General features: G+C 51.7%; 12 protein-coding genes. 7 read left to right on the top strand and 5 right to left on the bottom strand.

Annotated elements, in window-relative coordinates; translation table 11 throughout:
• Position 1: 1 nt before the first annotated feature.
• The gene (locus K7P01_RS19105) at positions 2–1,561 is read left to right on the top strand and encodes a SusD/RagB family nutrient-binding outer membrane lipoprotein (protein WP_267296009.1); all 1,560 of its coding nucleotides are present in this window, start codon (positions 2–4) and stop codon (positions 1,559–1,561) included.
• 121 nt (positions 1,562–1,682) lie between these two features.
• Here the strand turns inward: K7P01_RS19105 and K7P01_RS19110 are convergent, their stop codons facing one another.
• The 5 genes from K7P01_RS19110 to K7P01_RS19130 are packed head-to-tail and all read right to left on the bottom strand — an operon-like array spanning position 1,683 to position 9,778.
• Positions 1,683–2,996 (bottom strand): gluconate:H+ symporter, encoded by a 1,314-nt coding sequence (locus tag K7P01_RS19110; protein WP_267296011.1) that lies wholly within the window; start codon positions 2,994–2,996, stop codon positions 1,683–1,685.
• Positions 2,997–3,008: 12 nt separating this feature from the next.
• Entirely contained in the window at positions 3,009–4,721 is a 1,713-nt protein-coding gene (locus K7P01_RS19115) for an IlvD/Edd family dehydratase (RefSeq protein WP_267296014.1), read from the bottom strand.
• Positions 4,722–4,743: 22 nt separating this feature from the next.
• Positions 4,744–6,336 (bottom strand): aldehyde dehydrogenase (NADP(+)), encoded by a 1,593-nt coding sequence (locus tag K7P01_RS19120; protein ID WP_267296016.1) that lies wholly within the window; start codon positions 6,334–6,336, stop codon positions 4,744–4,746.
• A gap of 11 nt (positions 6,337–6,347) precedes the next feature.
• Complete coding sequence (locus tag K7P01_RS19125; RefSeq protein WP_267296018.1) at positions 6,348–7,184, bottom strand: fumarylacetoacetate hydrolase family protein; 837 nt, start codon at positions 7,182–7,184, stop codon at positions 6,348–6,350.
• 11 nt (positions 7,185–7,195) lie between these two features.
• Positions 7,196–9,778, bottom strand: a complete 2,583-nt coding sequence (locus K7P01_RS19130) for a glycoside hydrolase family 3 C-terminal domain-containing protein (RefSeq protein WP_267296020.1) — start codon at positions 9,776–9,778, stop codon at positions 7,196–7,198.
• 335 nt (positions 9,779–10,113) lie between these two features.
• Between K7P01_RS19130 and K7P01_RS19135 the strand changes: the two genes are divergently transcribed.
• The 6 genes from K7P01_RS19135 to K7P01_RS19160 all read left to right on the top strand — a co-directional run bounded on the left by K7P01_RS19135 (position 10,114) and on the right by K7P01_RS19160 (position 22,926).
• Positions 10,114–10,992, top strand: coding sequence for a helix-turn-helix transcriptional regulator (locus K7P01_RS19135; RefSeq protein ID WP_267296022.1), 879 nt, complete (start codon positions 10,114–10,116; stop codon positions 10,990–10,992).
• A gap of 20 nt (positions 10,993–11,012) precedes the next feature.
• Positions 11,013–12,536: a gluconokinase gene (locus tag K7P01_RS19140; protein WP_267296024.1), complete on the top strand. Its 1,524-nt coding sequence runs from the start codon at positions 11,013–11,015 to the stop codon at positions 12,534–12,536.
• A 152-nt stretch (positions 12,537–12,688) separates the two neighbouring features.
• Positions 12,689–15,115, top strand: a complete 2,427-nt coding sequence (locus K7P01_RS19145; RefSeq protein WP_267296026.1) for an ABC transporter permease — start codon at positions 12,689–12,691, stop codon at positions 15,113–15,115.
• Between the two features lie 426 nt (positions 15,116–15,541).
• Complete coding sequence (locus tag K7P01_RS19150) at positions 15,542–18,247, top strand: GH92 family glycosyl hydrolase (protein WP_267296028.1); 2,706 nt, start codon at positions 15,542–15,544, stop codon at positions 18,245–18,247.
• A 51-nt stretch (positions 18,248–18,298) separates the two neighbouring features.
• Positions 18,299–21,433 (top strand): SusC/RagA family TonB-linked outer membrane protein, encoded by a 3,135-nt coding sequence (locus tag K7P01_RS19155; RefSeq protein ID WP_267296030.1) that lies wholly within the window; start codon positions 18,299–18,301, stop codon positions 21,431–21,433.
• Between the two features lie 20 nt (positions 21,434–21,453).
• Positions 21,454–22,926 (top strand): RagB/SusD family nutrient uptake outer membrane protein, encoded by a 1,473-nt coding sequence (locus K7P01_RS19160; protein ID WP_267296032.1) that lies wholly within the window; start codon positions 21,454–21,456, stop codon positions 22,924–22,926.
• The last annotated feature ends 19 nt before the right edge of the window (positions 22,927–22,945 follow it).

Below are 22,945 nucleotides of genomic sequence, written 5' to 3' on the forward strand. Positions count from 1 at the left end.
TATGAGAAAATATATAATTCTTCTGGTATCTGTGACAATCCTCGGTTTTTGGGGATGTGATAATGGTTTTGAGGAAATGAACAAGAATCCATATGGCGTTACAAAAATTGACCCGGCATTGCTCTTTGCCAATGCCGTGCGGACCACGCACACAGGATCGTGGGAAGGTGAGCAGACTATCGTACAACAATTTTTAAATGCATACGATCTTGGTGCTACTTCTGGGTTTAATTTCAATCTGGATAATAACAATTTCAATAACCTAAAATGGAACGCCAATTATGAAAATACCATTAAGTTGCTTGTTCAGGCGATTGCGCTAGCGAAGGAAGAGCCGCAGGGGAACGTAAACCTGATGAGTATGATGCGTATCTGGAAGGCTTATGTGTTTATGACCTTAGTGGATACCTACGGTGATGTGCCATATTACGCCGCCGGCGGAGCGTATTTAGAGCAGAATTTTTTTCCTGAATATGATGATGACGAGGAAATATACGAGGACTTGTATCGGGAGTTGACGGCGGCGTCGAACGCGTTGGATCCTGCGGGCAGCTATGTTCCAGAAGATTTGTTCTATGGTTTTTCTTCTGCCACGCCTGCTGTCACGGCTGACGTTCAGGCAGGAAAATGGAAAAAGCTGGCCAATTCACTATTGCTGCGACTGGGCATGCGGTATTCGAAGATTAACCCCGGCAAGGCCAAAGACATTGTCGCCGAGGCCGTCAATGCGGGTGTGATGGAAACGAACGCCGACAACGCCTACCTGCGGTTTACTACCGTATATCCCAACCAGCTTAACCAGGGACCACGAACCATTAATCCACGTTATTATTATTTGGCCGAGCCGTTCGTTGATCAACTGAAAGCCACAAACGATCCGCGGGCTAAATACATCTGGGGCAAATATGCCGAGCCGAACGATGCTCCGAATGCAATTCCCGATGTTTCCCCCGCGAATCAGGTCGGCTTTCCCGTGGGGTACAACCAAAATACCATCACGGAGCATCCGGACTACCAGGGAACCGCAGGCCAGGGTTTTAATTACTCGCAGCTCAATTTTAGTGTCGTAGGCAGTGCCATTGCACCTATATTCTTTGTTACAAACGCACAGACAAAGTTGTTGATGGCAGAGGCTGCTCACCTGGGATGGATCGATGGCGCTGCGCAGCAGTATTACGAGGAAGGGGTACGCGCAAGCATGGATGAATGGTCGCTCTATCCGAATACACCGGACGTTGCCATCACACTGGAAGAGCAGGACGATTACCTGGCGCTTCCCGAAGTGGTCTTTAACACGAACGATGCGCTGGAGCTGATCAATACACAATATTGGATCGTAAATGTCGCGAACGGTGCCGAGGCTTTTGCCAACTTCAGACGAAGCGGATTTCCGACGCTTACGCCCAATGCTGTCAACGGGGGGCTTGGCGGAGGGGGCTTTGCGCGACGTATGGCCTATCCGGACGATGAAAGTTCTGAGAATGAAACCAGCTATCAGGCCGCTGCGCTGGCCATCGGTGGTGACAACCTGACCACCCGCGTGTTTTGGGATAACCCTTAGGCCTGCCTGATGTTCGTACACAGGTAATAGTGTCTGGAAGCGATAGTATCGGCGGAGTATACGGATTCTTATGATTCCGGCATATTCCGCCTTTATCGTATCAACAAGTCAAACGGTTGCTTCACATCAGATAGTTGAGACACAAGACACCCAGGAGGCCGACGACCGATACGATTGATTCCATGATCGTCCAGGAGCGTAGCGTGTCCGTTATTGTCAATCCGAAATACTCCTTAAACAGCCAGAATGCCGTATCGTTGACATGCGAACAAAACAGGCTTCCTGCGCCGATGGATAGCACCATGAGATTTGGATCGACTCCCACCTGCAAAGCAAGCGGCGAGAGAATGCCGGCAGCCGTCAGGCCGGCGATCGTAGCCGAGCCAAGCGCTATCCGAAGGCCGGCGGCTACCAGCCACGCGAGGAGCAGGGGAGGTAACGGCCAGCTTTTTAAACTTGTGGCCAGTGCGTTGCTGACGCCGCTATCGACGAATATTTGCTTTAAAATGCCGGCGCTGCCAATGATCAGCAGAATCATGGAAATGTCTTTGACGGCGTCGGCATAGACCGCCATGATCTGGGAAATCTTTTTGCCGCCGCGGATGCCCAGCGAATACGTGCTGATCACAATCGTCAGCACCATGGCGATATTGGGATCAGCAAAAAAAGCGAAGATGTTTTGTGCGGAATCATTCAGGCTATATATTTTCTCAAGTACTGTTGCCGCACCGATGGTAATGACCGGAAGTAATGACGATACAAAACTGTTGACGACACCGGGCAAATCGGCGTCGGCGTTTGTCGTACAAAGGCTCACGGTTGGATCAGAGGAGGCGATGTGTTTCAACGATCGCGCAAACAACGGACCGGCAATGATGATTGCCGGGATGGCGATGATAATGCCGTAGCTGAAGGTCGTGGCCATGTCGGCGTGAAACTGCATCACGAGCGCCATAGGCGAAGGATGAGGGGGAAGGAAGCCATGCATGACGGACAGGGAGGCAAGCATGGGAAGGCCGATGTATACCAGTGGAAGCTTATAACGGTAGGCCACTGAGAAAATAATTGGCATGAGCAGTACAAACCCTACGTTGTAGTATAAGGGTATTCCGACCAGAAAGCCGGTGAATGCCATCGCCCACACCAGATGACGTGTTCCAAACAGGCGCTGCATCGTGTCGGCAATGCGTTGCGCAGCACCGCTTTCGGCCACGAGTTTACCGAGCATCGCGCCCAGCACAATGACGATCACCAGAGAACCCAGCGTATTGCCTATGCCAGTAGTGACAGATTGTGAAATTTTGCTTAACGGCATTTTTAGTAACACACCTGAAAGTATGGACACGCCGAGGAACGCCAGGAATGGATTGATCTTGCCCCAGGTTATCGACAAGACTAAGCAGCCCACACAGGCAAACAGAATGAAAAATGTCATCGGTAGACGGGGCTAATGAGAATCGCGTAGCACGCGTGACCCCGATTTACCGACGAGAAAATCCAGGTCGGCCCCTTTATCGGCCTGTTGCACATGGTTGATATACAGGTTGGCATAACCGCGGTCCGCGGTCGGCGTGGGCTGTTTCCAGTGCTGCCGGCGTCGCGTAAGCTCTTCGTCAGAGACGTGCAGGTGAATCCGCTTTTCTTCGACATTTAATTCAATCAGGTCCCCGTTTTCAACCAGTGCCAGGTTGCCGCCAATCGCCGACTCGGGCGACACGTGCAGCACCACCGTGCCGTAGGCCGTTCCGCTCATGCGACCATCGGAAATTCGCACCATGTCGGTGATGCCCTTGTCCAGAAGTTTTTTCGGAAGCACCATGTTGCCAACCTCCGGCATGCCCGGATAGCCCACGGGCCCCACACTTTTCAGCACCATGACACAGGTTTCGTCGATGTCGAGGTCGGGGTCGTCGACACGATGGTGATAGTCTTCAATGTTTTCGAAAACCACCGCGCGTCCCGTATGTTTCATCAACGCAGGGGTGGCCGCCGACGGCTTTAGCACGGCCCCGTTTAACGCCAGATTGCCTTTCAGTACGACGATGCCGGCTTCTTTAATGAGTGGAGTGTCGTAGTCGGCAATGACATCTTTGTTATAGCAATCGTGACAGCGTTCCAGATTTTCTCTATGTGTTTTACCATTGACCGTTAGCGTATCCAGGTGTAAAATGGATTGTAATTCTTTCAGTATGATCGGTAAACCACCGGCATAGTAGAAATCCTCCATCAGGAACCTGCCCGATGGCATGAGGTTTAACAGTAAGGGGACTTTGCTTCCAACGTCATCAAAGTCTTGCAGGTTTAACTCAACGCCTATACGGCCTGCAATAGCCGTGAGATGGATGATGAAATTTGAAGACCCGCCAATGGCGGCATTTACTTTGATGGCATTTTCAAAAGCGTTGCGTGTAAGAACTGTCGACATCTTCAGGTCTTCTTTAACCATTTGAACAATCCTTCTTCCGGAGAGCTGGGCTAATACCTTTCTACGCGAGTCTGTCGCCGGTATGGCCGCCGCGCCGGGTAACGTCATGCCCAGGGATTCTGCCATGCAGGCCATGGTTGACGCGGTGCCCATAGTCATACAGTGCCCGGGACTGCGCGACATACAACTTTCGGCGTGCGCATATTCATCGTATGAGATCTTGCCGGTTTTAAGCTCGTCTGTGAGCTGCCATACGGCTGTACCCGAACCGATGTCCCGTCCCTGATATTTCCCATTGAGCATCGGGCCACCGGGTACAACCAACGTCGGAAGGTCCACGCTGGCTGCGCCCATCATCGTAGACGGTGTTGTTTTATCGCAACCCGTAAGCAAAACAATTCCGTCGAGGGGATTGCCGCGGATGGATTCTTCGGCGTCCATACTGGCAAGATTCCGGAACAACATGGCGGTTGGTTTCAAGAGGGTTTCCCCAAGCGACATGATTGGGAATTCAAGCGGAAACCCACCGGCCTCGTAAACACCTCGTTTCACCCATTCGGCAATATCGCGCAGGTGCGCATTGCAGGGCGTAAGCTCCGACCAGGTGTTACAAATGCCAATGACGGGACGGCCATCGAACATATCTTCCGGGATGCCCTGGTTTTTCATCCAGCTTCGGTAGATGAATCCCATTTTATCTTTTTTACCAAACCATTCGGCACTTCTGTAGCTCATATAGGTATACTTAAGACGCTCGTTACTTTATTGATTCTCGTGTTTGTTCTCCGTTGAGGAGTCGCCAGATGCCCAACGGATTATTATCCTGCAGTTCGGCCGGCAAATGTCCCTGCGGCATGTTCTGATAGCATACCGCGCGTGTGAAGCGGAATATCGAGGCTGTTCCGACGGATGTACTTCGTCCGTCGGTCGTCGCCGGATAGGGGCCGCCATGCACCATGGCGTGCGAAACTTCGACACCGGTTGGGAAGCCGTTGATCACAACCCGGCCGACCTTTTGTTCAAGGATATCGAGTAATTCGCGGTAGGCATCAAGATCTTCATCCGTTCCATGTACGGTAGCCGTGAGATGTCCCGATAGAGTACGTGCGATTGAAAGTACCTCGTTTCGGGAAGCGGCTGAGACGATCATGCTTGTTGGTCCGAATACTTCCTCGGCAAGTGCAGGATGCTGTGCAAATACCGCCCCCGTAGTCTTAAAGAGTATAGGGAGTGCACAGTTTTGCGTCGGACCGTCTTTTCCACGGGCAAGCACTTCCAGTTCACCTTGTGTGATATGCCGGGTAATGGCGTTTGTATAGGAGCGGAGAATATTTGCTGTCAGCATCGGTCCGCCCGAGGTGTTTCCAAACTCCGTGGTGAGGTATTTTTGAAATGTGCGGCCGGGCTCATTTTCTTCGTACACCAGCAACCCCGGATTGGTACAGAATTGCCCAGTGCCAAGGGTAACCGACGCAGCGAAGCCCTGCGCTATTTTTTGACTCGCCGCCTGCATCGCCCGCGGCAAAATAAAAACAGGGTTGATACTGCCCATTTCTGCATAGACGGGTATGGGCTCGTCGCGTTGGGCGACAGCCTCGGACAGCGCTTTGCCGGCTGTGAAAGACCCTGTGAAGCCAACTGCTTTTATGTGTTTGTTCTTAACCAGTTGTATGCCTGTAATGTTTCCATGGCCATGCAGCAAAGAAAATATACCATCGGGCATGTTTGTCGCCTTCGCTGCGCGTACAATGGCTTTTCCCACCAGCTCGGATGTGGCCGGGTGGGCCTCATGCGCCTTTACGATGACGGAGCACCCCGCAGCGAAAGCCGCGGCAGTATCGCCCCCTGCCACCGAAAAGGCCAGGGGGAAATTGCTTGCTCCGAATACGGCAACGGGGCCGAGGCCGAGGTGCATTGTGCGCAAATCGGGCTTCGGAAGGGGCGTACGCATGGGGTTTGCTGTGTCGATGCGGGCGCCTATCCACGAACCTTCGCGCAGCATGCCGGCAAACATCAGCAACTGGCTTACAGTGCGGTCACGCTCGCCTTCCAGGCGTGGTTTGGGAAGTGCTGTTTCGAGGTTGCAGATTTCGATGAGCTGGTCCCCCAGTGATTTTATTTCAACGGCGATTGCCTCTAGGAATGCTGCCTTTGTGGCTCCCGTAGCTTTACGATACTGCTGAAATGCTTCCGAAGCTTTTTCGCACGCCTGGTGTAGTTCGTCTGCTGTGGCTTTGGCGAAATGATAGGGCAATGGCGCGCCGGTAGCTGGATTGGCGGACTGGAAAAATTCGGAGCCCCGTCCACTTTCTTTAAATCCAATGAGTTGGTTTCCTTCGATAGGGATCATAGCGATGACCGTCACGCGACGGTGTTTTCTAGTGTACCAATAGGCTCGATTCTTATGCTGATCACGTCCTGCGCGAGTAGCGTGAAATTATCTGGCGGAACAATTCCGGTTCCCGTCATTAAATATGTACCGTGCGGAAAGCTGACTTCGCGAAACAGGTATTCTACCAATTCGGTGTGCTTTCGTTTCATTCTGTCGATGGAAATCTCATTTGTGAAAACGGTTTTACCCTGGCGGTTGATGGAGATGCTGATTTTTGTGCCGGGATCGATTGGCTTTTCGGATACAAAGAGGCAAGGGCCAATGGCGGCGGCACCGTCGTATGATTTTGCCTGCGGCAGGTAGAGCGGATTCTCGCCCTCGATATCGCGCGAAGACATATCATTGCCTATAGTATATCCCTCAATGGTGCCGGCGGTACAGATGAATAACGTTAATTCCGGCTCGGGAACATTCCATTTTGAATCTTTTCGAATGCGTACCGGTTGATTCGGTCCGACGGTTCTATAGGCGGGAGCTTTGAAAAAAAGCTCGGGGCGATCGGCTTCGTAAACGCGTGCGTAGAAGTCGCCGCCACCGGCATCCTTCGATTCTTCCATACGGGCTTCGCGGCTACGCAGGTAGGTAACACCCGAGGCCCATACTTCCTGACTACCGATGGGCGCGACGGAGCTTGCCTGGCAACGTGCGGCGAGTGCTGAATCGGATTGTAGTCGGTCGATTTCACGTAGGATTTCTGCATAGAGGTTTGGGCGGTTAACGAAGGTGTCCCAGTTTGCCTCGTTTGAACGATAGTGATGCTGCTGGTGCTCGATGATTATTTCTGTTGCCGTTTTGTATACTTTCATGTCGCGGTATGTTAGGGTATAGGTATGGAAGTTTTCAGTATATTAGATGTCATGGGGAAATGTGTATCGGGCTGACCGCCACCGATACTAAGCTCCAGCGGCCCTGAGGCGCCGGGTGGAATTTTCACCATGAGTGTTACGGACTGTGTTTCGCCCATGTTAAGATGTACTCGTTTGTAGGCCACCAGCGAACGAATCGGATGGCCGGTTTTACGGGTAAGGTCTTTTGTGGAAGCATATACCTGAGCGACTTCGTCGCCGTCGCAACCACCGGTGTTCTGCACGCGTGCAGAAACCTGAATGCTATCGGTGCCGGGGATACGTGCCGCGTGCAAATCTGCGTATAAAAACGTGGTGTAACTCAGCCCATACCCAAACGGATAGAGCGGTGTGCCTTTGAAGTAGCGGTAGGTTTGGTTTGTGATGTTGTAGTCGTCGAAGGGAGGGAGGTCGCGTGTGGATTTGTAAAATGTTACAGGTAATCTTCCTGCCGGATTATAGTCGCCAAACAAGACGTCGGCCAGCGCCTGCCCCGCGGCCTGCCCCGGATACCAGGCTTCCACAATTGCTGGTACGTGGTCATTTTCCCACTTCACGGCTAGTGCGCCGCCATTGAGCAAGACCAGTACGATAGGTTTGCCTAACGCGTGAATGGCCTTGATGAGGTTCTGCTGCGACTGAGGAAGGTCGATGTGGGTTCGGTCGCCACCCCGAAAGCCATCTATCATGACATCCATCTCTTCGCCTTCCATACGCGGGGTGAGCCCCATGCACATTACCACCACATCCGCCTGACGGGCAGTTTCGATGGCATTGCGCAGGAGGTTGGGTTTAGGCGCCGCCCAGACCAGCTGCACCTGGGCGTCGGCAAATGTTTCGATGGCTTCCACCACCACTTTATATCTCCTGCCTGCTTCCAGTTTCATAGGGGCTGTTTTTCGCAAGCGTGGATCGCCGTATTCATCGCGAAAGTGATAAATCGTTTTTGTTACGAGGCTATCGTCTATGTATAGCTTTGTATTGCACGTCGAAATAAACCCCAGTTGGTACGTGCCGGAAAGTTGTGGAATGATGGCGCCGGTCCACCGCACGCTAAAGTTATCGTCATCCATGCCTTTGCGCGGGGCATTGTTTGACCAGTTGGCGTCCAGGGTCGAATCGACTTCCGTGTACAGGGGCTGTCCCGTCAAAGTTATATTGTTGTAGTACGCTGCCTGCAGCCCCGGCGTATTTTCGTTGGTAAAGAGTACTGTTGCGGGGACGGTGTAAAACATAGGCATGCCGTCGGCCAATTCAGATCCTTGTGCAAACAATACACGCGTTTGACGGGAGACCTTTTCTTGAATGCCCTGCAGGGGTGTGACGGCACGTGAGGGGACACCATTGTAGTTGCCCAGCAGCATGAGCCATTGATCGGCATTGGGGCCAATGACGGCCACCGTGCCAATATCTTTTTTCAGCGGAAGTAAACGTTTTTCATTCTTTAGCAGTACGATCGACTTACGGGCTGCCGCCAGCGCCAGGGCTTGATGTTCCTTACTATCAACGGTAGAATATGGTATTTGTGCATATGTTACCCTTTCCGCGGGGTCGAACATGCCTAATTTGAATCGCGCATAAAAGAGCCGTTTTACAGCGATGTCTATTTCTTTTTCCGTGATAAGGTTTTTTGAAACCGCTTCCTTCAGGTGCGAATAGACATTACCACATTCCAGGTCGGTACCCGCTCTGACCGCTACGCTGGCAGCTTCTTCGGGACTTGCTACGATTTTATGATACTTGTAGATGTCCGTAATCGCTTCACAATCGGAAACCACGTAACCTTCAAAACCCCACTCATTTCGTAGGATGTCGTTCAGTAGGCCCGGGCTTCCGCAACAGGCTTCCCCGTTGTATCGGTTATAGGCGCACATGACGGAGTATGGTTTACCGAGTCGAATTGCCATCTCGAATTGCGGCAAGTACATGTCGCGCAGGTCACGTTCGTCTGTTACGGCATTGAAGCTGTGACGTTCGGGCTCCGGGCCGCTGTGCACGGCAAAGTGCTTGACCGTAGCCACCGTTTTCAGATAGCGAGGATCGTTTCCCTGCAATCCCCGAATGAATTTAACGGCTAAGGTTCCTGTCAGAAAGGGATCTTCCCCATACGTCTCTTGTCCGCGACCCCAACGCGGATCGCGGAAAATATTTATATTCGGGGACCACAGGGTAAGTCCTTGATAAATGAACCGCTTATCCTTCTTCTCAAAATCGTGATGCTTTGCACGCGCTTCATCGGCTATGGCTGTTGATACCTGATGAATCAGTTCTTGATCCCATGTTGCTCCAAGCGCGATGGATTGTGGAAATACGGTTGCCAATCCGGCGCGGGCTACACCATGCAGTCCTTCCGACCACCAGTTGTAGCGTGGTATATGGAGCCGTTCGATGGCAGGAGCATCGTTCATCATTTGGCCGATTTTCTCTTCCAGCGTCATGCGCGCGACCAGGTCATTGACGCGCTGGTCTATGTTCAACGCCGTGTCCAGGAATGGAAACGGTGCGCTACTTTTTTTATCTGAACAGTCCGTTCCCGTCAGTGCCAGTGATAACATGAGACAAGCGCAAAGGGCTTTGCGTATTCTCCAACTCAGCCGTTTCGTCATAAAATGTGTAGTATCGCATTCCTCGGTCGTTCATGTATGCAGGCGTCGTTCCTGAAAGAATGAACCTGATATCGGTCCTGCAAGCTGAATAGTCTTGGCCAGACAGACTTCCAATAAAACCCGCCGTTGAATTTTATACACGATTGCGGTAACGATATAAATTGTAAATTTTGACGTTTTTGAGTTTGGATATCCATCTGTTTTTTCCAGATTTGTCAGATGTGGGTTTGCAGCTCCGCGTTAAAGCAATACTGATGCTTTGATATTGTCGATTTAATTTTACCATGAACCAGTTTCTTTTAAATCAAGGCGCGTCACAGGAATTAGATGGTTTTGGTCATATCCGGGAGATCGGTATTCGAAAGAATACCAGTGTACAGCTCAATTCACTTTGTTCTACGACCACCGACAATATTCGTATCTATTATATTCTGGACGGGAAGTTTGAATGGTTCATCCATGATCGGTCTCATATTCTGTATCCGGGAGACCTCGCGATCATTCTGCCCGGCCAGTCCTTTGGCGGAAGCAGGGGATTTGTTGATATCGGCACCTTTTGTTGGATAAGCATAGAAGTAAAACACGCTGATAATAGTCGAAGAATGGTTTTGGGCGACTGGAGCGGACTGTCGGAAAGTGATAGTGTTACGATTAGTAAGATTCTGCAACTGAACAATATTGTCGTCCTGTCAAAGGTGAAGGAAGCCTTCATCATTCTTCAGGCAATCAAAGACGAATTGTTTCAACGGGAGATTGGTTACACCACGCGGGTTAATCACCTCATTGACGAGCTCTTGATTTTTATTGCGCGACAGTCAGGTCGTCAGACCAACCTGCGGCGGGATTTTCCAGAGATGTTTACAAAGATGGAGGAAGCGTTGCGGCAGAACCTGGGGCACCAATGGACCGTGGAAGAGATGGCCGCGCTGATCGGTCTCGGAACGACTGCTTTTTCGGAGAAAGTGAAGGTCTTCACCGGATTCTCTCCGTTGAATTATCTGATCAACATTCGTATTTCAGAGGCCATCAAGCTGTTGAAGAAACCAGAGATCAATGTAACGGAGATTGCGTTAGAAACAGGGTTTTATTCGTCTCAGCATTTTTCAACGACGTTTAAGAAGCTTACGGGCTATACGCCCATGGAATTCAGGAAGAAGAAATAGGGAAATAAATATACATCGAAATGGAATGTGTAATTACAATAGAGCTTGGAACAAACGCGGTACGTGTCTTTGCCTTCGATTTGAACGGAAATGTGGTGGCGTCGGCCAAAGGCTCCTACCCGACATTTCACATTCAGCCAGACTATAGCGAGCAAGACCCTGAGCAGATTTTTATCACGATGTTGTACGTGCTGAAAAATTTGATTACTGAGAACCTACAACCTCAACGGTACGCCGTTCAATCGATATGTTTTATAGCCTCCATGCATAGCGTTCTCGCCATCGATAAACAAGGTGCTCCTCTCGGGAACGTTATTACGTGGGCAGATAATCGGGGTAAAAGAGAGGCGGATGAGTTAAAAGATTCCGATTTAGGAAAAGTGCTGTACCATGCCACAGGAACACCTATTCACCCCATGTCTCCCTTGGTAAAAATAGCGTGGCTAAAAAACAATGACAAAGATAGATTTGCGCATACCTCTAAATTTCTTTCGATAAAGAGCTATATTCTTCAGCAACTTACCGGGGAATACGTGATTGACCACAGTCTGGCTTCCGCCACCGGGTTACTGAATATTCACACTGTGCAGTGGGAATCGAAGGCACTTGAATTTGCTGGCATTCATTCCGGGCAGTTGCCGGAATTGATGCCAGTATTCGGTAACCCGGGTAAGCTGCGGAAAGAGTATCAAAAATCACTAGGTCTGGGTGCGAACACACGGGTTATGGTCGGCTCAAGCGACGGTTGCATGGCAACCCTGGGCGCGGGTGTATGGCGCGAAGATAAAGCCGTGGTTACCATAGAAGACAGTGGTGCTGTTCGTATTGTTGGAAATCACGTTCTGCGCGACGATAGGCGACGGTTCTTTAATTATCTTCTGGCAGAAAACTATTATGTGTCCGGTGGCCCGACAAATAATGGCGGAGTGGTCTTTGAGTGGTTTGCCCGACAGTTTGGTGATTTTCGCGTTCCATTCGACACTGAACAAATCATGGAAAATCTGATTCATGAGGCATCGCGTGTGCGCGCAGGGTCAAATGGTCTGTTATTCTTGCCTTATCTTCTTGGTGAACGCGCCCCGATCTGGAATGCAAATGCCCGCGGATCATATTTTGGTCTGAATATAAAACATGAGCGGCAGCATTTTATACGGGCTACGATTGAGGGTATTTTGTATGAGGTGTATAGTATCGGAAAAATTTTACAAGAGCATCGCACCATCAACAGCCTGTCTATAAATGGTAGCTTTGCCACAATCCCTTTTTGTGCGCAACTAATGGCTGATATTTTTAATAAACCTATTAATATGGTGAAGAACTTAAATAGTGCGAGTCGTGGCGCTTTTTTGTTAAGTGCGATCGATATGGGAATTTACCCTGATTTCGAGAAAGCTGCAGGGAGTACCGATTACCAGCATACGATTATGCCTCGTGAAGAGGATCATGCGACCTATAACCGATACTTTCAGATTTTTGAGCGTCTAAGTGTTAAACTTAAAGATGAATTTGAGGAGCTGGCAGCGCTTCAACACGGCGCTCAGTAAATAACACAGTCGTATGATATCGATTGGGAAGATGCTATGGTGGACGCTGACTAGTAATCGATCTGGGCAAAGTTGCCATTATTGATGATTTTAAGTTCGTTAGAATTTATACAGTACGTGCGCCAAACTGTAAGCCTTTAATTAACGGGATCATGATCGGAAGTTACCTCAAAACATCGTCGCGCAACGTCATGCGCAACAAGCTGTTTTCGGCCATCAATATTGCTGGCCTTTCTATCAGCATGTCCGTCGGAGTACTGCTAATCGCCTTCGTTCTCGACCTGCAGTCGTATGACAGGTTTAATGAAAATGGAGAGAGGATTTATCGCGTCTCCAGCATACTTACATCGAATGGTGCACGAGGTACCAAATATGCTTCGACATCGATAAAGGCTGGAAAGCTTATCCGTGACCAGGTAACTGGCATTGAAGAGGTCGCGATTCTACGCTACGACTTTTCGAAAGATGCGATTGTCGGCAAAAATATCCTGCCGATAAAAGGCTATTGGGCAGAGCCATCGCTGCTCAAGATCTTCACGTTTCCAATGCTGGAGGGAAATCCCGACACGGCGCTGAAAGATCCGTACTCGATTGTTCTTACAGAAACGGCAGCGAAGAAACTATTCGGCAACCAAACAGCGCTCGGCAAATCCGTCAAATTTGATACACTTGATTACCAGGTGACGGGCATACTGAAAGACGTGCCCTTCTTTTCACACATCACCTTCGAAGCATTGGTGTCCTTCTCAACACTTGAACAGGAAAGTATAAACGACAGGAGTCTTCAGGCGTGGACGGATATGTCGTCGAACTACGTGTACCTCCTGCGGCAGGAAAATGCCGACATGACTTCAATCCAGTCGCAGCTCAACGCGATTGCGAAAATCCAAAATCTCACGGAAGAGACGAATACGATCCAGCTCGAATTGCTTCCTCTCTATGAAACTGTCGTCGGGGAGGAATTCCACGCATCCGAGGGAGGTCCCGGATCTATTGGCGTACACATGTCTCCGCGTGTACTTTGGATACTCGGAGGGCTTGCAGTCATAGTCATATTGTCTGCGTGTTTCAACTATACGAATCTTTCGATGGCACGCGCCATGCGACGTTTTAAGGAAGTAGGTCTTCGGAAAGCTATCGGTGCAAAAAAAGGCCAGGTACAGCAGCAGTTCCTGGCAGAATCGATTATGATCTCCCTGATAGCCCTTCTTTTTTCATACTTATTATTTCTCGGATTGCGGCAAGAGCTGATAAACATAGCGCCGGAGTTGCAGCGCATGGTGAAGCTCGAAGTCACTCCTCTGATGGTTATAGCCTTTATTATATTTTCGGTCATTGTTGGGGGAATTGCCGGCTTCATGCCTGCCATGCTCTTTTCGAAAGTCAGCACTATTAGCGCGCTCCGGAATGTGTCATCGGTAAAAGTATTTAAACACCTTGCACTTAGACGGGTGCTGGTGGTGATCCAATATACAGCGACGCTAATCTTTATAACGACCACCACGGTCGGTTATGTGCAGTACAAAGATATTCTTGCATTCGACCTGGGGTTCAACACGGAGAACATTCTGAATATTGATATGCAGGGTAATAAGCCCGATGCGCTTCTTAAAGAACTTAGCGAGATGCCAGAAGTAACTGGGCTATCCCGCTCATTGATAGTCACCAGTGTTGGGAACGCGTGGGGTGGATTTATGAAATACAAAGATTCCCGGGACTCTGTACTGGTCTTGACTAACCTTGTGGACGAAAACTACCTATCCGTGCATCAACATGAGCTCGCCGCCGGGGGGAATTTCATTACGCGACCTACTACAGCAGAAGCTGCTACGGAAGTTGTTGTGAATGAGCAATTCCTAAGACGATTTAACATCGGCAACAACGACCCTGAGAAAGCCATCGGAGAGGAGATCACTTTCAGCAGTTTCAAGGTACGTCATCGCAAGATGACCATTGTTGGAGTAATGAAAGACTTTCACTATGGCAAGCTTGATAACCTCATCGAGCCAGTGGCATTTATGTTCTGGACGCCTAACGACCGGGCGATCATTAATGCGAAAATAAACAGCACCGATATGCCGACAACCATAGCCAAGATTGGGTCTGCATGGAATAGAATCGATCCTGTTCATCCTTTCCAGGCTAAATTTTTTAATGAAGAAATTGAAGACGCATACCGTGAATTTTCGGTTCAGATCAAAATCATTGGCTTTCTTTCAGTTCTCGCCATTTCTATTGCATCGATGGGGTTGTTCGGAATGGTGATATTCACAACCGAGACAAGACTGAAAGAGATTAGCGTTCGAAAGGTGATGGGGGCCAGCGCCGGCAGCCTTATATACCTGTTGAGCCGTGGTTTTTTGTCGCTCTTGTCCATCTCGGCGCTCATTGCTCTGCCGGTAACGTACATCTTCTTCGAAAAATTTGTGCTCACGAATTTCCCATATCACACACCCGTACAAATTGCCGAGCTGCTCGTTGGCGTGTTAGCGGTATTGGTGATCGCGTTTATTATGATCGGGTCGCAGACCGTGAGGGCCGCTCGACGTAACCCCGCCGAAGTATTGAAGAGCGAATAAGGTGCAATGCCATCTGCGCAGCGTTAGAAAGGGTCTGGTATAGTACATACCATCTACTATGTCCTGTTGTGTTTTAGGTAAGTCCAGTATTTTTTAATTATTTCTACCTATCAGCGCAAACGATTGAAAAAGTTCTTGGCAATAAGTATGAACATACATACATTTATGTAGCTAAATACTAAATCATGACGCGGCTGATACTTCCTCTATCATACGTAACTGCATTCGGGCAATTGCGGGCCCAGATTATTGCTCATAGAAATCTAGAAGGGAAGGTGAAATTGGAAGACCACTTCGGATCCATCCGTGCCGGACACGTAGACTATCACCCGGACGTGCGAACGATTCCTTGGGTACATATATCATACAGTTACTGTTAAAGGCCTGGCAAGGAGGCAAGTCCATCACCTGACAACATTATTAATAATGAGAAACTTCCAATTTATTACTCGTTCGATCACTGTCCTTTTCTTTTTTACGGCAAAAGCCTGGGCGGGGCCCGACAATATCGCTTCGCAGGCGAACATTACTGCATCGACGTATCTGGGAGAGTCCTATACGCCGGCTAATGTGGCGGACGGGATCATTCATATTGCCGGCCAGGGCGAGTGGGCCTGCCAGGGCGACACCACCGACTGGGGGTATGTACGGTTTCCATGGCTTCAGCTGGAGTGGAAGTCTCCGCAACGGGTGAACCGCATAGTGCTCTACGACCGGGTGACATCACGCAACCACATCGCCACCTGCAAGCTGCTCTTCAGTGACGGTAGTACACTCTGGGTGAACCAGATCCCTGACGACGGTACGGGCAAAGCGGTGGAGTTCCAGACCAGAACAATTGTATGGGTTAAGATCGTTGTCACAGACGGCACTGGCCGCGACCTCGGGTTCTCGGAGGTCGAGGTCTTTCCCTCTGCCGATCAATTTACCGACTATGTATCGATGGTGGATCCTTATATCGAAACGAACCGGGGCCGCTACTTTTTTTTCATTACCGGAGGTCGCCCGTTTGGGATGACGGGCGCCGCACCGCATACCCGCAACAAGAATCAGGGCGGTGGCGGCTATAACTATAACGAGGGGCATATCCTCGGTTTCGGCCAGGTTGCCTGCTGGATGCTCTCGGGCCTGGAGATCATGCCGGCCAACAAGGATGTAAACCCTTCCGGCGGTGAACAGGCGTGGAAGTCGCGTTTCACGCATGCGGAAGAAATTGTTCAGCCCGGCTATCATCGGGTATATCTGCAGGATCCACGAACGTGGGTGGAGCTGACCGCAACGGAACGTGTTAGCTTCTACCGCTTCAGGTTTACGGACGATCGGCAGACGCAATTGCTGACAAACCTGGGCGGGTATCTCTGTGGCACCACAATGGCCAACGCGTCGGTGAAGAAGAACAGCGACAGGGAATTTGAAGGATCGTTTAGCTCGGTGGACCGCTACTGGGGTGGTCCCAGGGATGTTAAGATTTTCTTTGTGGTGCAGTTCGACAAACCGTACGACCAGCTCAATGGGTGGGTGGGAAGTAAACACCACCAGGGTGTATCCACACTGCAGGGCGACAGTCTCGGGCTGTCCGCGACCTATACAGTAAAGGCAGGGGAGGTCGTGCAGATGAAGATCGGCATCTCCTATACCAGCATCGACAACGCCCGAGATAATCTACAGAAAGAATGTGCGGGCTGGGATTTTGACGCTGTGCGCCAGGAATCTAAAGCGGTTTGGAACGAATGGCTCGGAAAAATAGACGTGCAGGGAGGCCGCACGGACCAGCGCGTGAAATTCTATACGGACTTGTGGCACGTGCTGCTGGGCCGGCACAAGATCAACGACATCTCGGGCGATTATCCCGACCGTACGCAGGGAAAGCGCGAAGGAACTTTTACCGATGCCGTTTTCAAGGTTAAAACGCTGCCGAAAAACGCCGATGGTAGTCTGCGCTACAACATGTATAATTCAGACGCCTTCTGGCTGTCGCACTGGAACCTCAATATTCTGTGGGGCCTGGCGTGGCCCGGCATACAGGACGAGATGTCTGCGTCGATGCTGCAGTATGCAGACAATGGCTACTTACTACCGCGCGGCCCTTCGGGTGGCGGATATTCGTACATCATGACGAGCTGCCCTACCACCAACCTCATTGTGAGCACATACATGAAGGGCATGCTCACAAAAGCCGATCCGAAACATGCTTTTGAAATTCTGAAGCGCAACCACCTTCCCGGCGGCATGCTCGGGTCAGCGGACGACATCAACTTCTATACGAAGAACGGCTGGTGGCGTAACAACGCAGGCATCACCATAGAAGCGGCCTTTCAGGATTGGGCCATCGCCCAGATGGCGCTACGCCTTGGCAGGAAGAAAGACTATACCTTCTTTATGAACCGTTCGCAGGGATGGAAGAAGTGTTACGACCCGCAGCAGAAGCTGCTGTTTCCGAAAGGCGATAACGGGAATTTTGTGCATCACAACCCGCTGAGCGGACAGGGGTGGGTGGAAGCGAATGCGTGGCAGGCTACGTGGGGTGTATCGCATGACATCAAAGGACTTGCTGCGCTCATGGGAGGCAACGATACGCTGTGCCACAAGCTGAACCATGCTTTCGAGAAGGCAAGCGCTAGCGATTTTGTATTCGCCTACAACGACGGCTATGTGAGCTACGCTAACCAGCCCGGTTGCTCCAATGCCCATGTATTCAACTACGCGGGCAAGCCCTGGCTTACGCAACAGTGGGTGAGACGAGTAAAAGAGCAGGCGTACGGCGGTACCACGCCCGACCTCGGCTACGGCGGGCATGACGAAGACCAAGGGCAGATGGGCGGGGTGAGCGCGCTCATGGCCATGGGGCTGTTCAGCCTGCAGGGTAATGAATCGGCTGTTCCCACTTACGAGATCACGAGCCCGATCTTCGACAGGATCACCATCCGGCTCGATCCGAAGTACTACATGGGGAAGCAGTTCGTGATCACCACGCACAACAACGCCCCCGAGAACATATATATACAGCACGCGTCGCTGAACGGCAAACCGCAACAACGCTTCTGGTTCACGCACGAGGAATATGCAAAAGGTGGAGCACTGGAAATCTGGCTGGGAGATAAACCGAATACGGCATGGGGAACAGAAGAGTAACGAACGTAACGCATTTTATGAAAGCAATATAAAAGTCTTAACCAATCAATTATGAACAGAAAATTCTACCGCATTTTTTATCGGTTATTGCTACTGTTAAGTATGGCGTTGGGCGTCTCCTTCGAAGTGTTTCCGGAGGGAACGGTTCAAGGGAGAGCCGTGAGCGGAAAGGTGATCGCATCGTCGGGTGAACCGCTGCCGGGTGTCAGTGTGTTGATGAAAGGCACCACCATCGGTACGGTCTCGGACGCCGACGGTAATTATACCCTGAATGCCGGTCCGGACGTTGTGCTGGTCTTTTCTTTCATTGGTTTTTCGCCGGAAGAGGTCACTGTGGGGACGCAGACCACTGTGAACGTTACGCTGACTCCGTCGCTCGAGACGTTGTCAGAAGTGGTGGTGATCGGTTACGGTACGGTAAAGAAAACGGACCTTACCGGGTCGGTGGCATCGGTGAAAGCAGAAGAGATCACGGCCGTACCCACTACATCGTTCGACCAGGCGCTGCAAGGCCGGGCCGCGGGCGTTCAGGTCATGCAGACGTCAGGCGCACCGGGAGCGGAAGCATCCATCCGCATCCGCGGGATCAGTTCCGTTCTCGCGGGAAATGAACCTTTATATGTCATCGACGGCATGCTGGTGAACAGCAACACGGCGGAAGTGACCAATGGCACCATTGGAAGCGCGCCGCGCATCGGTCCGCTGGCCGCCATCAACCCCAATGACATCGAGTCCATCGAGATCCTCAAAGACGCTTCCGCTACGGCTATATACGGAGCGCGCGGCGCCAACGGCGTGGTGCTGATCACCACCAAGCACGGAAAGAAGGGTACGAGCGCTGTGACGGTGGATAGCTACTATGGCGTGCAGGAACCATCGAAATATATCGATCTGCTTAACGCACAGCAATTTGCCGAGTTCGTCAATGATGCGCGCATCAACGGTGGCCAGGTGCCGGAATATGTCAACCCATCTACGCTGGGCGAGGGCACTGACTGGCAGAAGGAAATGCTTCGCACGGCGCCCATTCAGAGTCACCAGGTCGGTGTTTCCGGCGGGAGTGAAAAGACCACGTTCAACATTTCCGGAGGTTATTTCGGCCAACAGGGGATCGTGATCAACTCCGACTTCTCGCGGTATAATTTTCGCTCGAACGTTACGACCGAGGTGACTAAAAAACTCAGCATCGGCGCCAACATTGCGTATGCCTATACGCGGGGAAATTCGGTGAACACCGGGCTGCAACAGATTACGCCGGGGGTGATCGGCGGCGCGCTGGGCATGAACCCCATCCTCCCGGTGTATGATCCTGCCGTGCGCGGTAAATATACCTATGAGAACGACCGGGGCATCGTGATCGGAAATCCCGTGGCCGAAGCAAAGGAGCACAAGGCCTACAGCACCGCTAACCGCGTACTGGGCAACGTCGAGGCGCGCTACAAAATCCTGCCGTCGCTGACGCTCAAGAGCACGTTTGGCATTGACGGCATTTCGTCCCGCGACAGGACGTTCGCGCCGGACTTCCTGAAATCGGCGGCAGGCTCCAAGGGGGAAGCCGGTGTTGCAACGCTCGAAGCCCTGACGTGGCTGAACGAGAATACGATCACGTTTGACAAGACTATAAACAATAAACACTCAATCGCGGCGATGGCGGGATATACGCTGCAGGGATTCAAGAGCGAACGGCTCACCGGATATGTCTTCGGTATTTCTGATCCCCGCCTGGGGTACCACAGCCTTCGCGGCGCAGCCGAACCTCAACCCCCCCAGGTAGGCGAGTCGACGTGGTCCATGCAATCTTACCTGGCGCGGGTTCAGTATGCGCTGAATAGCAAGTATCTCGTTACCCTTACCGGGCGGGTAGATGGATCCTCGAAGTTCGGCGCGAATAACAAATACGCGTTCTTCCCGTCGGCGGCCCTTGCCTGGAGGGTCGTGGAAGAAAAATGGATGAAGCCTGCGGAGTTCATATCCGAGCTCAAGCTGAGAACATCCCTCGGTATCATCGGCAATCAGGCCATCGATTCGTACCAGTCGCTCGCGCTTGTCGGAGTGTACGGCGAGGGCGTCTTCAACCACGGTGCGACGCTCGACTATTATTCCAGCAGCCAACCTACCGCCTATAGCAACCCCGACCTGAAGTGGGAGACCACGCGCCAGTTCGACATCGGCATCGACGCAGGGTTCCTAAACGACCGGATCACCCTCACGGCCGATCTGTATCAGAAGTATACCTATGACCTGCTGCTGAGCACGCCCATCCCGTTCACATCGGGCTTCGATGCTACGACGCTAAACATCGGCGACCTGAAGAACACGGGACTAGACATCGACCTGCGCACCGTGAACACCACCGGCAAGCTGAAATGGAGCTCATCCATCAACTTTTCTACGTATAGCAACAAGATTACCCGGCTGGCGGAGGAAGGGAAAGACGTGAACCTTGGCTCGGGCCTTATCCTGCGGGAGGGTCAGCCCCTCGGTACTTTTTACGGTCTGCAATTCGACGGTATTTTCCAGACAGACGAAGAAGCAGAATCTTCGGCGGTGCTCAACGGACAGCATAACATTCCCGCCAACGCGCTCACTCGTGCGCGCGCCGGCGACAGGAAGTACCGGAATCTTTCCGCCCCCGACACGGTCATCAACGAGCTTGACAGAACCATTCTCGGTAATGCGCTTCCGGATTTTACCTGGGGGTTCAACAACACGCTCTCGTACGGCAACTTCAGCCTGAGCGTGTTTATCCAGGGATCGCAGGGCAACAAGATGGCGAACTTCAACGCTTTGGCGCTGGAGGACTTCCGCGGGGTGCAGAATATATCCGCGGAGGCGGGATTAAACCGCTGGACCCCGGAGCACCCCAGCAACCGTTATCCGCGCGCACTGGCTAACCGCACAGTCGATGTGGGCACGTTCTCGTCGGCGTATGTGGAAGATGCCTCGTACGTGCGCATCAAGAACATTACGCTGGGGTACAACATTCCCCAGGCGCTACTGGACCGGGCCAACGTACGGACCTTACGCGTCTATGTAAGCGCCACCAACCTGGCTACGTTCACGAAGTATACCGGCTATGATCCCGAAGGAAGCTCCTACGGCATCGCTACAGCCATGCCCGGCGTAGACCAGGGACGCTACCCCATGACGAAGACCTACGTGGTGGGAGTAAACATTGGTTTATAAGACAGTAACCCTTTTCTGATATGAAATTCATCAAACGAAACATAAAGCTCGCCAGTATATTTCTGCTGCTGGCGTTCCTGGTCCCATCGTGCAAGGATTTTCTGGAAGAAGATCCCCAAAACTTCGTGGCGGTATCGAACTTCTATAAAACGGAGGAGGACGCCGTATCGGCCGTGAACGCCATTTACGGGCACCTGAACTCACAGAGCGGTGATACGTTCGGCGGGGTATACCACAGCAACTTCTGGATCGCGGTAGGGTTGGCGTCGGATGAGATGCTCAACAACCAGGTGGGAATGACCGATGCCGATCAGCTTTCGAACTTCACCTATTCACCGCAGAATGGAATCGTGACCGATGTCTGGAAGCAACATTACAAAGCCATCTCGCTGGCCAACATTGCCATCGAGAAGATTCCGGCGATCGACATGAACACCGCGCTGAGAACGAGGTTGGTGAACGAAGCGAAATTCCTTCGGGGCCTGCTGTATTTTAACCTTGTACGGATGTTCGGAAAAATTCCCCTGCTGCTGAAGGTAGAAGAACCTCTCAAACCCACTGCGGCGGAAGTGAACGACATCTACACTCAGATTATCGCCGATCTGACCGACGCGGAGGAGCTTCCGGTAGACCAGGCGGAGGGAAGGGGAAGGGCTACTCAGGGCGCGGCCAAGGCGCTGCTGGCCAAAGTATACCTCACCCGCCAGGAGTATGGCGCGGCAGCCGCCAAGGCGTTGGAAGTGATCTCCTCTGAGAACTATGCGCTGTGGGACGACTACGTGGATGTATTCAAGATCGAGCACCGCGGCGGCAAGGAAGCGATCTTCAGCGTGGGCTTCGGCGATGCGGGCGGCAAGATCATCTTTTGGGAAAGCGGACAATTTCACACGCGTCTGCTTCCCAATGCGCTGGTGAAAGCGGGCATCACCAATAACACCCTGGGATGGCAGGTGCCGACACAGGCGCTGGCCGACGCATACCCTACAGGTGATAAGCGCGACTCCGTGACCGTTTTCAATGCGTTCGACGAGACCGTGGCCGGCACGCGCTACACTGTGCCGTTCGATAAATATTACTTCAGAAAGTATTGGGACGTGACGAATCCCGATGAGTTCACCAACGCGAAAACAGCGCAGGATTTTCCCGTGATCCGCTATTCCGATGTGCTGCTGATGTATGCTGAGGCGCTGAACGAGGACAACGGCCCTACCACCGACGCCTATACCCACCTGAACATGGTGCGCCACCGCGCGAATCTGGGCGACGTCTCGGGCCTTACCAAAGACCAGTTCCGTGACGAAGTACTGGAGCAGCGCAGGCTGGAACTGGCGGCAGAAGGTCACCGATGGTTCGACCTGGTGCGCACCGGAAAGCTGGAGGCACTGGTGCCCCTGGCCAAACCGGGCGTGACGCCACAGGCAAAGCATTACCTGTTTCCCATCCCTCAGCGGGAGCGCGACCTGAATACGAACCTTCCTCAGAACGATTACTAGACCGTATCAACCTTATATG

This window comes from Parachryseolinea silvisoli, from assembly GCF_021190955.1.
GTDB lineage: Bacteria > Bacteroidota > Bacteroidia > Cytophagales > Cyclobacteriaceae > Ohtaekwangia > Ohtaekwangia silvisoli.

Coding starts and splice junctions, on each gene's coding strand:
- K7P01_RS19105 (WP_267296009.1), top strand. CDS start 2: ATGAGAAAATATATAATTCTTCTGGTATCTGTGACAATCCTCGGTTTT.
- K7P01_RS19110 (WP_267296011.1), bottom strand. CDS start 2,996: ATGACATTTTTCATTCTGTTTGCCTGTGTGGGCTGCTTAGTCTTGTCG.
- K7P01_RS19115 (WP_267296014.1), bottom strand. CDS start 4,721: ATGAGCTACAGAAGTGCCGAATGGTTTGGTAAAAAAGATAAAATGGGA.
- K7P01_RS19120 (WP_267296016.1), bottom strand. CDS start 6,336: ATGATCCCTATCGAAGGAAACCAACTCATTGGATTTAAAGAAAGTGGA.
- K7P01_RS19125 (WP_267296018.1), bottom strand. CDS start 7,184: ATGAAAGTATACAAAACGGCAACAGAAATAATCATCGAGCACCAGCAG.
- K7P01_RS19130 (WP_267296020.1), bottom strand. CDS start 9,778: ATGTTATCACTGGCACTGACGGGAACGGACTGTTCAGATAAAAAAAGT.
- K7P01_RS19135 (WP_267296022.1), top strand. CDS start 10,114: ATGAACCAGTTTCTTTTAAATCAAGGCGCGTCACAGGAATTAGATGGT.
- K7P01_RS19140 (WP_267296024.1), top strand. CDS start 11,013: ATGGAATGTGTAATTACAATAGAGCTTGGAACAAACGCGGTACGTGTC.
- K7P01_RS19145 (WP_267296026.1), top strand. CDS start 12,689: ATGATCGGAAGTTACCTCAAAACATCGTCGCGCAACGTCATGCGCAAC.
- K7P01_RS19150 (WP_267296028.1), top strand. CDS start 15,542: ATGAGAAACTTCCAATTTATTACTCGTTCGATCACTGTCCTTTTCTTT.
- K7P01_RS19155 (WP_267296030.1), top strand. CDS start 18,299: ATGAACAGAAAATTCTACCGCATTTTTTATCGGTTATTGCTACTGTTA.
- K7P01_RS19160 (WP_267296032.1), top strand. CDS start 21,454: ATGAAATTCATCAAACGAAACATAAAGCTCGCCAGTATATTTCTGCTG.